This window comes from Gracilibacillus sp. D59 (genome assembly GCF_052246695.1).
In the GTDB taxonomy this organism is placed as follows: Bacteria; Bacillota; Bacilli; order Bacillales; family Amphibacillaceae; genus Gracilibacillus.
Genome location: NZ_JBQQCK010000002.1, coordinates 564,501 through 576,614, shown reverse-complemented (window position 1 = coordinate 576,614; position 12,114 = coordinate 564,501). Strand labels below are relative to the sequence as shown.

Genomic DNA, 12,114 nt, shown 5'->3' with positions numbered 1-12,114 from the left:
CAGATTCCTCCTTACCATTCTGCAACGGTTCCATCCTTGTGGCGCCATACAGGATTTCTCCATCTGTGTCCTTCTTTTGCCATTTCTTTCACTTTCTCTTCATTGATTTCAATACCTAAACCTGCTCCTTGAGGAATTTTGACATGGCCATCCTTGTATTCAAATACCGATTTATCTGTAATATAATCTAATAAGTCATTCCCTTTATTATAGTGAATCCCTAAGCTTTGCTCTTGAATAAAAGCGTTATGAGCGGTTGCATCCATTTGTAAACAAGCAGCTAAAGCAATCGGACCTAACGGACAATGTGGAGCAACAGCGACATCATACGCTTCTGCCATTGAAGCAATCTTTTTCACTTCAGTAATCCCGCCTGCATGGGATAAGTCCGGTTGAATAATATCGGCATAGCCAGATTCGAATAACGGTTTGAAATCCCAACGAGAATACATACGCTCTCCAGTAGCAATCGGAATACTTGTATGTTTCGTTATTTCTGCTAATGCTTCATTGTTCTCAGGTAAAACAGGTTCTTCGATAAACATCGGGCGGAATGGTTCCAGTTCTTTTGCCAGTATTTTAGCCATTGGTTTGTGAACCCTTCCATGAAAGTCGATACCTATTCCGATATAATCTCCAACTGCCTCACGTACAGATGCAATTCGTTCGACAACGTTATCAATTTTTTCGTAGCTATCTACATATTGCAGTTCTTCTGTTCCATTCATTTTCACTGCAGTAAAACCTGCCTCCACTACTTTTTTAGCAGCTTCTCCTACATCACTCGGTCGGTCACCGCCAATCCAGGAATACACCCGAATCGAGTCGCGGCATGCCCCTCCTAATAATTGATAGACAGGAGTATCGAAGTACTTCCCTTTTATATCCCATAGCGCTTGATCAAGACCGGCAATCGCACTCATTAGGATCGGCCCCCCACGATAAAAACCGGCACGATACATCACATTCCAATGGTCTTCGATTTTCAGAGGGTCCTTCCCGATTAAAAAGTCAGCCAATTCATGAACTGCTGCTTCAACAGTTGCGGCTTTCCCTTCTACAACAGGTTCCCCCCAGCCTGTAATACCTTCATCCGTCTCTACTTTTACAAAACACCATCTCGGCGCTACAACAAATGTTTCGATATTGGTTACTTTCATCCTTCAACACACCTTTCAATTTTTTTTTGATATAAAGCGAGACTATGATCAGGGTGTTAGCGTCTGTTACCCCTAAACTTTCCTTGTGTTACTTGAAACTCGAAGTTGAGGTCTTACAGACGGTTAACACCATGATAGCCTAATTTTGCAGATATATGTTTACTTTGATCTAAAATAGCTTGTGCTAAATCACCTTTAGCTCTTTCAATTGTCACTCGATCAGCAGGTCCTGCAATACTAATAGCAGCAATCACATTTCCATCATGATCATAAATCGGGGCCGCGATACAGCGAATCCCTGTTTCATGCTCCTGTTCATCAATGGCATATCCTCTTTCTTTGATTCTCATTAATTCCTTTTCTAGCTCGACTTTATCTGTGATCGTGGTTTCTGTAAATTCAGGCAGTCCTTTTTCTGTAATCAAATTATCTAATTGATCTACGGTGAAGCCAGAGAGTAAGGCTTTTCCTACTCCGGTGCAATGCATTAATGCTCTTCTTCCTATTTGCGAATACATTCGTAATGTTTGGTCACTTTCGACTTTATCGATGTAAACGACTTCATTTTTGTCATGAATACATAAGTGAACTACCTCCCCAGACTGCTTCGCTAATGTGTGCAACGCATCCTTTGCCATCGTTCTAATATCCATGTTATTTAATAGCGAACTTGCTAATACAAGACACTGGATTCCAAGAAGATAATAACCACTTTGACTGTCCTGCTGAACATAGCCTCTAGCCGTTAATGTACGTAAAAGTCGATGAGTCGTACTTTTTGCCAAATTAATTTCCTTGGACAATGCTGTAATACTCAGTCCATTAGGATGTTCGGCTAATATTTCTAAAATGGAAAAAGTACGTTCTACAGACTGTACTGAAGCCATAAAACCTCTCCCCTTCCTCTATTCCACAATACGGAATAACTTTTTGTATTGCGGAACAATTATAGTTTAGCGGTTATTTTAATTTCCGTCAATTGTTACACTCGTTCGGTAACAACTTATTGTTTTTTATGAAACTAAATACCTATATACCTACGTCGAATTTTGTAGTATTATATTACTATTCATGATACTTATAAACTATTAAAGGGAGTTGACATCTTATGTTTTTTAAGAAAAGTAAAGAATACGATTCTACATTAACCCTTGCAGAACGAGATATGGTCAAAAGAAATGCTGCCGTATTAATTGCTTTAACTGTTTCCACATTATTAACTTCCCTGGCATTAACAGCTAATCAAAACATTGGTACCATTATCTTCGTTACTGTTCAGGCTCTAGTGTGGGGACTATTCTTTGTTCTTCATTTTAAAAAGGCTTTCATTGTACATATTCCATACCTCGCTGTGATAGGTTCTGCACTAGCAACTGCAATTGGAACTATAGTACAACCAGCTGCTACCAACATTATTGCTGCGTTATATATTATCATCCTAGCTTTAATTTACATGAGCTATAAGCTATCCATATTCACGCTTGTGTATAGTCTATTATTAATCCTATATATATTATTGTTTCAAAGAGAATTAATCACTATAGCTCCCGAATCTGAAATCGTTTATATTTGCTTTTATATGATGATAGCTATTATTGTTTTCTTTTTCCTTCGAATTTCCGATTACATGAAAAAACAAACAGAAGAATCAAGAGTCAAAACAGAGGAACTTTTAGCTGAACAAGAAGAACAAAAGGCTTCATTGCTTAAGCTAATGAACACGATTAGTGAGAAGACTGAATTCATCACTAAAAATAGTGACCAAAATAATATAGCCTTTCAGGAAATGGGATTAGCATTCCAAGAAATTTCAACAGGCTCTAATACCCAGAGTGAGTCAGCACAGGATATTAATGAATTAATTGTTAATATGAGAAAGCAGTTGGAAGAAATGACAGAGACGACAACAAGCTTAACGGACGAATCGATTAATACAAAGCAGCTATCCCAAAGCGGTCAACAACAAATTAATTCTCTTACACAAACGGTCGGTGAATTTAGAGAAGAAATTGATGCAATGTCACAGGAAATCAGTCAGTTAATCAATAATCTAAATGAAACGAATCAATTTAGTAATACGATCAAAGAAATCGCCAATCAGACTAACCTGCTTTCCCTTAATGCTAGTATTGAGGCGGCTCGCGCAGGTGAACATGGAAAAGGATTTGCAGTTGTAGCTAATGAAGTCCGTAATTTAGCTGAGATGACTACGGAATCAGCGGAGAAAATTTCTGAACAATTGGACACTTTTACGAAACAATCGGACCAAACACGTAGTCGAATGATGCAAGTTTCTGAACGGATGGCAGAAAGCTATGAGCAAACTAAGGAAACAAATCACTCATTTTCTCAAATTAGTTCAGCCATTAGCAATTTAAATCAATTATCCATTCATAACAATCAATATATGGAGAACATTAACAACTCTGTCAAAGGAATTAGTGACTCTATTAGTGAATTAGCTGCAGTAAGCGAGCAATCCAACGCATCCATAGAGGAAGTGACAGCAACCTTAGATAATTGTTTAACTAGTAACACCGATATCCTTGAAAATTTAAAGCAATTAGAAGCGACATTAAATGAAAATTTCAAGTAGAATAAGCAGTAACTAATCCATCTTGAAATCCATTAGAAATATGCTTTCTAACAATCAGCTAATGATGAGGAGTAGACATTACTATTAGAAAAAAGCGTAGAGTGCCGCTTAGAAGCATATCGACTTCAGAATCAACTGAGATAAAGGAATCACGGTGAGCAAGTGACGCGATGATGACTTTCACTCAAGGGCGATTCGTGAAGTCGCCTAGTTTCTGGGAGCGTTCGAAGCTAGGCACCTACGCAAGCTTTATACTTTCTTGTAGAGTAGAAAACAGAAATGAGATACTATTTTTCTGTCTTCGGGTTTCAGGGGGTTTCACCTTGCTAGGCCAGACTGTAAGGTAGGATCCTCCTCCTATTTCCCCTCATCAAACCGTACGTGAAGTTTTCCCTCATACGGCTCTCCGACGTTCTTCTCCCTTTGGCTTTACGAGTTATATAGATAATTTCACAAGCTTGTAATGAACTTTTCTCGCTGTTTCTTGTATATATGAATGTTATACCGTCTATTCTTATTTTTATTACCAAAGATGTTCAAGTGTTGTAATAGATACCAGCCGAAACGGTTTAACCACCTTTTCCAAAACAAACAGTCTTAAAAATCTGCCTCAAATATGGGCTCGATCACAATTTTCATTGCCATTTATGCGATCTTGTTTTTCACTGTGGGGATGCCTAACGGTCGTTTCTTTTTCTTCATCTTTCGGTATATAGCCTTCAAAAATTGCTTCTCTCGATAATAACTGATACCTTCCAAGGTTTACTTGTCCATTCCACTACTTCCTCTATTTCTTTTCACTCGTTGCCACGCTTTCCACAAGGTACCTAGACGATAGTTCTTATCATATAACGCATGAAACCGCCGTGTCTTACTTCCCTTGACATCAAGTATAATGTTCGTTGAAGTTGTAAATCTTTTACCTGGTTGATGTAGTTAGCTGCTTTCGCATTCACTCACTCTTACTTACCCCTTTAAAACATATGAATGAAGTAGGGTATTATTTTTAAGGTATGATGAAAGAAGTTGTAACAAACTGGAGATAATTCCAACCAAGAGTTTACGTTATGTTTAAGTGACATAGAAGAACCATCATCCGGAAGAATTCAAAAAAACAGAATCTGATGATTATGTGATATACTGAAAAGTAAGCGGATTCATTTTTAATCATATTAACAGAAGATCAATATTGTTTTAACAACCGTGCCTTATTTTTTGAAGAGAAACGGATGGAATGAATGTTAGAATTTTCAATTTACTAAAAGAGTTGGTGGAAAATGTATAACAGAAAAGTTAGATATGAGTACATAACCACGGAAGAATCTTTCCCTTTATTCGTGGAGAGTCTCGGCTATAACCCATATGAACAGGATTTTAATAGACCTGAGGGGTATCCATACTATCATTGGCTGCAAACAGTTGAGGGCAATGGGCGATTTTCGTTTCAAGGTCAAGAATATATCTTATCTAAAGGCAAGGGAGTATTATTAAAGCCATATACACCTCACGTGTATTATTCATTAGGAAAAAAGTGGTCTACAATTTATATTACATTCGGAGGAAAATCGGCAGCATCTATTTTGGACGCTTTAAATATGAATTATTCTAGTATATATACAGAATTAGGAGATTTACAAGTAGAAATAATGATGCAAGATATGCTACAGAAAATGAAGTTGGATTCAGAGTTTTCAAAGATAGATTTATCAATCTACCTGTATAACTTTTTACTAAAATTGAAAAAGTATGGAAAGATTAATAGCCAACCATCCTTATCCTATCTTTATGATAAAGTACGGAAAATTGTGGAGTGGCTTGAAGTTCATTATGCTGAGGATATTACCTTAGATGAAATGGCAAGCAAATTAAGTGTAAGCTCCCAATATTTAAACAAGTTATTTCAAAAGACGTTTCATGTAAGTCCCTATACATTTTTAATCCAATTGAGAATTAGAAAGGCAAAGGAAATATTGCTACAAAACCCTGAAGTACCAGTAAAAAATATTGCTATCCTTGTTGGGTTTAATAATCTTAGTTACTTTATTTCAACCTTTAAAAAGAGAGAAGGTATCACCCCTAAGAAATATAGAGATATGTACGGAAAAGAAAACAAGATGACCGTGAAATAAGTGGAAGTTTACTGAAGAATAAAACAATAAATGTGTGGACCGTACGACCAATTAGAAGACTAACTTTTGTGAATGGAAAGTTGGTCTTTTTGTTATTTTTGCAAAAGGTTCATTAGTACAACAGCAATTGAGTATTTAAGTAAGTTTCATATATTTATATTTTGTGTAGAACATCGTTGTACACCATAATGAAAAAATAATATAGATTAAAAACAACTTCTTTCTAAGTTTTGTACTTAAAATCTAAGATACTTTTTTAAAATCTAACCATTCTTCTCTACAACATAAGAAAAGCATAGAGCGCCCTTTTAGTAACGTAGCGACTTCAGAATCAACTGAGATAAAGGAATCACTGAGAAAAGCGAGCAGTTGATGACCTTCGCCCATGGGCCTAACTGCGATTAAGCCTCTGTTTTCACCTGTCGGCAAGCCTTCTTTATCGTAGGATGATTCATGGAAACACCTAATTTCTAGGTGCTCGGAGCTAGACAAATGCGCAAATTTTCTTATCTCACAAAAAAACCACACTACATCTACCATCTTTTTTCATAACTAACTGTTTTACTACGAAGAACTAGCAAAAAAAATAATTGATATTACTGCTAGGTAAAGAAATCTAGCTTTAATATACCTTAAACAAAGGGGAATATCCAAAACGGAAAGGAGGTAGTAAGAACAAATTCTTATGAAAGGGTATGCATATAGGATAGCAGATGTTCTCATTCTTGTAGTATAGCTTGTTTGATTCCTTGATAAAATAGGAGGTAACATTTTATGAAAAAACACTCGTTTGTAAAGAAGACAACGATACTCTCCATGGTAGTATTGCTAGTTGGGGCAATTTTTTTTAGTATGCCAACAGCTGCTTATTATGGAAATGCAGATATTTCACCTGCGTATACAAACTTACCAACGAAGAGTTGGGTATCTGCTGAAGCGGGAACAGGAGAAGCTAGTTTCGCTGTTGATCAGGAGGAAGCTACTTATTGGGATGCTGGCTCTGTGTCCGAAGACAGTTGGATACAGATCGACCTGGGTGGAACTTATCCTGGGATGAAAAAAGTAGAGGTTGTTTTTCCAACACTAGCTGGCGAATACAACTATACGCTTGAAGGATCTAGTGATGGAGAGCAATGGTTTACACTTTCCGATCATTCTGAAGAGCCAATAACTGGAGGAGAAGATGTTCTTATTCAGAATACTCCAGAAGTTAGGTATTTGAAAGTAACACTATTAAACGTTTCAGATGGTGCCATTGCAGGGATTTCAGAGATTCGCGCCAACAATTATCTACTAAAGGACAATCTTGCGGTTGGAGCAGATTTATCTTGGGATACAGCTTTTTTAAATAATACGTATACTACAGATAGTAATACAGATGTACCATCATCTGATGGTCGCATGATCGGAACAATGCAGGAAACAGGTATGACATCTGCTAGATTCCGAGTTTGGAATGAACCAAGATCCGAAAACACAGGGGAACCAGTGACACAAGTTGACGGAAGTATGAACCCAGAGGATACACTAAACAAGTCTTTATACGCAGATGAACTTGGTATGAACGTAGGACTTGACTTTCACTATTCGGACAGCTGGGCAGACCCAGGAAAACAGATAAAGCCAAAGGCCTGGAAGGACTTGCCGTTTGATGAGCTTGTGGAAGCAGTGTATGATTTCACCTATGAAGTGACAGCAGATCATGTGTCTGCAGGAGTAACTCCGTATTATATCCAGATTGGAAATGAAATAATTAATGGAACACTTTGGGGTGCGGAAAAGGTTCCAACAGGAAATGAACCAAGGTATGCAAGAGAAGATCCATCCTATACTGCCCAACCAGGTGGGGAACTGTTATGGGAGTATTGGGAATCAGAGGATCCAGAAGAACAAGCTGCCTATGATGCAGCATGGGATCGATTTACCGCAATCGTGGATGCTGGCCTACGTGCTACTCAAGATGCGTCACCTGAATCAAAAACTAAAATCCATGTAATCGTTGATAGAAATCGATTAGCGAAAACACAGGAGTTTTGGCGCCAGCTAACGACAAGACTGAAGGATGATTATCAGAATAATTTTGATGTCATGTCCATTTCTTATTATCCTGAATGGCATGGTACGATGGAAGATTTAAGTAATAACTTACATGCATTTGCAACAGAGTTTCCTGCGTATGAATTAGCAGTGTCAGAAACATCTCATAGAGCTTCTGGCGGTCCTTCTGATTCTGGATATCCTAACACAATACAAGGGCAAGCAGACTTTATGATCGATGTGATGCGGACTGCCAATGATACGATTAATAATGCCGCGTCCACTATATTAGTATGGGAACCAGCGATTTGGCAATCTATGTTTACTTCAAGAGGCGATGGGTGGTACGAAGCAAATGATTCTACACGAGTATTCCATGCAGCATTCAGTGATTTTATAGCGAAAACGAATGAATATCTCGTAACCCCACTATACGAGGTACCAGCATTGCCGGACACTATCGATGTATTAGATATTGAAAATGACACAATCGTGCGTACAGAAGTGACATGGGATGTTATAGAAGAAGAAGATTATTCCACTCTTGGATCATTCACTGTTCAAGGTACAACAGAACACGGTGATGTTACTGCACATGTAGCTGTAGTGATGACGGTGGATGTATTAAAGCATCTAACAGAAGAAAAGATGGAATCAGGTGACCTAACTGGCCCAGTAGTACCCCAATTAGTAAATGCATTAAATCAAGTGACACATCACTTGGAAAAAGGCTCAAAGGAAGATGCTAGTAAGTTTTTAGAAAACTATTTATCTCATCTAAACCGTAAGGCAAATGAAAGAAATATTTCTCATGAGGCAAAGGTAATTCTTACGGAACATGCGGAGTTGATGGTAGAAAACCTAAAATAACAGTACGTAATATTTGTTATCAAAGTCGTCTCTACTATTGGCGTAGTATGTTGGTCTCCATAAAACAACAATACCACAGCAAATACTGTGGTAGAGCCAAATTTTATACTTTCTCACATTTTCAAAAAAGGCATTCCTAATAGAGGAATGCCTTTAATCACGTTTATTTTTTCAACACTTTAACATCGAATCCTGGCAACGAAACGATACCTGATACTTCGTTGTCTGTTATTAAATCTTGATAAGTCTGACCGTTTAAGTTAATGTCTTTTGTCTCATTTGAAAAGTTCATTAAAAACAAGAATTCATTTGTGCCGTCTGTACGGACCTGAGCACTGACGTCCTTTGGTAGTAAGCCACCAGTCGCTCGTTTCAATGATAGTTGATCTGCTAACTTTTCAAAAAAGGCTTGATGGAATGCCTGATCATTTCTAGAAGCAATATAATAAGCTTTACCCTCACCATATTGATTAACCGTTAACGCGGGTCTACCCGCATAAAAGTCACTGCCGTATTGTGCTAAAACCTGTGCACCTTCTAAATGGATCAGATCACACAATTCTTTTGCTTCAAATTCACCACGCAGGTCTAGTTCGTTATTGCCTACTACTTTTACACGATTTGTTTCGCCATCATAGAGACCATCGATTTCTTCTGACCAGATACCTAATGTCTTACGCAATGGTCCCGGGAAACCACCAAGGAAACAAAGGTCATTGTCATCAACAATCCCTGACCAGTACGTCGTGACGAATGTTCCCCCATTTTGAACAAACTTCTCAATATTTTCACCAACTCCAGATCTTACCATATAAAGCATTGGTGCAACCACTAATTTATATTTGGATAGATCTTTCTCAGAATCAATGACATCAACGGCAATACCTTGCTCCCAAAATGCCTGGTAGTGCTCTGTAACTGTACGCTCATAATGAACACCGATATTACGCGGACCTTGGGAATCTTTTACTGCCCAACGATTTTCGGTATCAAATATAATCGCCACTTCTGCGTCAACCGTTGTGCCTACTACCTCGTCTAATTTAGCTAAACCTTCGCCAAGCTCTGTGACCTCTTGGAAGACACGTGTATGCTCATGCCCTGCATGGTCGACAACAGCACCGTGAAATTTCTCACTGGATCCACGACTTTTACGCCATTGGAAATATTGTACAGAATCAGAGCCATGTGCTACCGCTTGTAGAGATGATAATACATGCATTCCCGGCTTTTTCAACTTACTAATCGGCTGCCAGTTCGTTAAACTTGGTGTACTTTCCATTAGTAAAAATGGCTTGCCATCTTTTAAAGAACGGAACCAGTCATGATTCATTGCGGTGTAAGCAGCAAGATAGGACTCATCTTGCTGATCATGCCATGTCGGATAAGAATCCCATGAGATCACATCAATGTCATCAGCAAATTTTGCATAATTTAATCCTTCAAATGTTTCCATAAAGTTTGCTGTTGCCGGCATTTCAGGTTTAACTGCCTTTAAGGGTTTCACTTCATGGCGATAAAAGTCTAATGTTTGATCAGTGACAAAACGTTTCCAATCAAGGTTTTGACCATGAACCATTTTTTCTCCGTGTGGTGCAGGAGATTCCACTTGAGACCAACTCGAATACGTATGACTCCAGAACGTTGTCCACCATGCATCATTTAATGCATCTAATGTTTGATATTTCTTCTTTAACCACTCACGGAATGCATCTTGGCAGTAATCACAATGACATTCACCACCATATTCGTTGGATACATGCCAGCCAATAACTGCTGGATGGTCGGCATATCGTTCCGCTAATTTGCTATTCATAATCTCTACTTTTTCACGATATACAGGTGATGTAAAACAGTGATTGTGACGCATCCCGTGAAGATTACGCACACGGTTAGCTCCTACTCGTAATACTTCCGGATATTTTTCAGACATCCATGCCGGTCTAGCGCCACTTGGTGTTGCCAGAAAAGCATAAATTCCGTTTTCATGAAAAGTATCAAGCAACTTATCCATCCATCCAAACGTAAATGTTCCTTCCTCTGGCTCTAGCTTTGCCCAAGAAAAGATGCCCACTGACATGACATTACAATTAGCTAGCTTCATTAAACGAATATCTTCTGCTAAAACTTCCGGATACTTCTCCCACTGCTCTGGGTTATAATCCGCCCCATGCAACATTTTTGGTATTTTTTCACTTACTGGTTTGAATTTCATGAGATCACCTATCTTCCTTTGTGTTAGTACTTTCTTGAAATGCTTCCAATCCTATTAATTTGTTTCCTTTGTAATCAAATAATGTTAAATGGGACCAGTTATTTTCATGCCCTACAGACCATTCTTGCTTGGAAGGGATCCAACAAGGTTCCCAATAATAAATACCTTTCCCTAAATTATGTGGAGTTTCTTTAACTGTTTTGCATAGCTTTTCTAAATATGCCTTTTGACCTTCAGTAGTTGCCGGATAGCCTGGTACCAAATGCTCTCTAAAATCAGGAGCGTCATCAACTGCTGGAATTTCATCTGGCACAGTCCAGGGATACGCAACTTCTACCACGATAATTTCTTTTCGGTAGCGATTCGCCATATCTTTTAGATTAGCTTCAAAATCTTGATATGGTCCATGCCACCAAGGATAATAGGAAAGACCAATGACATCATACTCTAATTTAAACTTTTCCATTTGATCATAAAACTTACGGGAACCTTCATTATCCCCACCTCGATCAATATGAATCATCGTCTTCATTTGACCTTCCTCATCTGCATCCATTACACCTCGTAGACCTGCTTGCACCAGTCGGGTAATTCTTTCCCAATCCTCCGTTTTTTCTCCATTTATTTCTTTATATATTTTTCCTTCTTCCCAAAGCATGCCATTGGTAATTTCATTTCCTATCTGCACCATATCTGGAAGTGCATCTTCTTCCATAAAAGTTTCTATTACTTCCTTTGTATAACTATATACTATCTCTACAAGCTCATCAAAGCGTAAAGACTTCCAAGCTTCTGGTTTTGATTGCTTCCCTGGATCCGCCCAATAATCGGAATAGTGAAAGTCTAGTAAAAAATCCATATTATACTGTTTAATTCTTTTTGCCATTTTTATTGTTCTTTCTATATCGCAATATCCCCCAGTAGGTGTGTGCCAAAGTCGTAGACGCACCGCATTGACACCTGATCGATGCAACAAATCAATTACATCAACTGGTTTACCATTGTCAAAGTACAGGCCGCCTTCTGTTTCTACTTCATCTACAAACGACAAGTCGACACCTTTAATAAATTCTTTCTGTGTCATAAAATTAAAACCCCCAAATTAAA

The 12,114-nt window shown here is 38.2% G+C and carries 7 protein-coding genes; 3 read left to right on the top strand and 4 right to left on the bottom strand.

Features of this window, described 5'->3' with window-relative positions; all coding sequences use genetic code 11:
* Positions 1-11: 11 nt before the first annotated feature.
* Positions 12-1,160, bottom strand: a complete 1,149-nt coding sequence (dgoD, locus tag ACTWP4_RS05870; RefSeq protein WP_443127825.1) for a galactonate dehydratase — start codon at positions 1,158-1,160, stop codon at positions 12-14.
* Positions 1,161-1,273: 113 nt separating this feature from the next.
* A complete protein-coding gene (locus ACTWP4_RS05865; protein WP_443127824.1) occupies positions 1,274-2,047 on the bottom strand; it encodes an IclR family transcriptional regulator in 774 nt (257 codons plus the stop codon).
* Positions 2,048-2,268: 221 nt separating this feature from the next.
* Here ACTWP4_RS05865 and ACTWP4_RS05860 point away from each other — a divergent pair, with 221 nt between their 5' ends.
* The 3 genes from ACTWP4_RS05860 (at position 2,269) to ACTWP4_RS05850 (ending at position 8,792) form a co-directional block, all read left to right on the top strand.
* Positions 2,269-3,756, top strand: coding sequence for a methyl-accepting chemotaxis protein (locus tag ACTWP4_RS05860; protein ID WP_443127823.1), 1,488 nt, complete (start codon positions 2,269-2,271; stop codon positions 3,754-3,756).
* A 1,277-nt stretch (positions 3,757-5,033) separates the two neighbouring features.
* Positions 5,034-5,885 (top strand): AraC family transcriptional regulator, encoded by an 852-nt coding sequence (locus ACTWP4_RS05855; protein WP_443127822.1) that lies wholly within the window; start codon positions 5,034-5,036, stop codon positions 5,883-5,885.
* 774 nt (positions 5,886-6,659) lie between these two features.
* Positions 6,660-8,792: a glycosyl hydrolase 53 family protein gene (locus ACTWP4_RS05850; RefSeq protein ID WP_443127821.1), complete on the top strand. Its 2,133-nt coding sequence runs from the start codon at positions 6,660-6,662 to the stop codon at positions 8,790-8,792.
* Positions 8,793-8,955: 163 nt separating this feature from the next.
* Here the strand turns inward: ACTWP4_RS05850 and ACTWP4_RS05845 are convergent, their stop codons facing one another.
* Both ACTWP4_RS05845 and ACTWP4_RS05840 read right to left on the bottom strand, forming a co-directional pair.
* The gene (locus ACTWP4_RS05845) at positions 8,956-11,007 is read right to left on the bottom strand and encodes a beta-galactosidase (protein WP_443127820.1); all 2,052 of its coding nucleotides are present in this window, start codon (positions 11,005-11,007) and stop codon (positions 8,956-8,958) included.
* Between the two features lie 4 nt (positions 11,008-11,011).
* Positions 11,012-12,091, bottom strand: a complete 1,080-nt coding sequence (locus tag ACTWP4_RS05840) for a glycoside hydrolase family 53 protein (protein WP_443127819.1) — start codon at positions 12,089-12,091, stop codon at positions 11,012-11,014.
* Between the last annotated feature and the right edge of the window lie 23 nt (positions 12,092-12,114).

What these genes read in the sequence shown, in the direction of transcription:
- ACTWP4_RS05850 (WP_443127821.1), top strand. Translation starts at nt 6,660, where the DNA reads ATGAAAAAACACTCGTTTGTAAAGAAGACAACGATACTCTCCATGGTA.
- ACTWP4_RS05855 (WP_443127822.1), top strand. Translation starts at nt 5,034, where the DNA reads ATGTATAACAGAAAAGTTAGATATGAGTACATAACCACGGAAGAATCT.
- ACTWP4_RS05865 (WP_443127824.1), bottom strand. Translation starts at nt 2,047, where the DNA reads ATGGCTTCAGTACAGTCTGTAGAACGTACTTTTTCCATTTTAGAAATA.
- ACTWP4_RS05840 (WP_443127819.1), bottom strand. Translation starts at nt 12,091, where the DNA reads ATGACACAGAAAGAATTTATTAAAGGTGTCGACTTGTCGTTTGTAGAT.
- dgoD (WP_443127825.1), bottom strand. Translation starts at nt 1,160, where the DNA reads ATGAAAGTAACCAATATCGAAACATTTGTTGTAGCGCCGAGATGGTGT.
- ACTWP4_RS05845 (WP_443127820.1), bottom strand. Translation starts at nt 11,007, where the DNA reads ATGAAATTCAAACCAGTAAGTGAAAAAATACCAAAAATGTTGCATGGG.
- ACTWP4_RS05860 (WP_443127823.1), top strand. Translation starts at nt 2,269, where the DNA reads ATGTTTTTTAAGAAAAGTAAAGAATACGATTCTACATTAACCCTTGCA.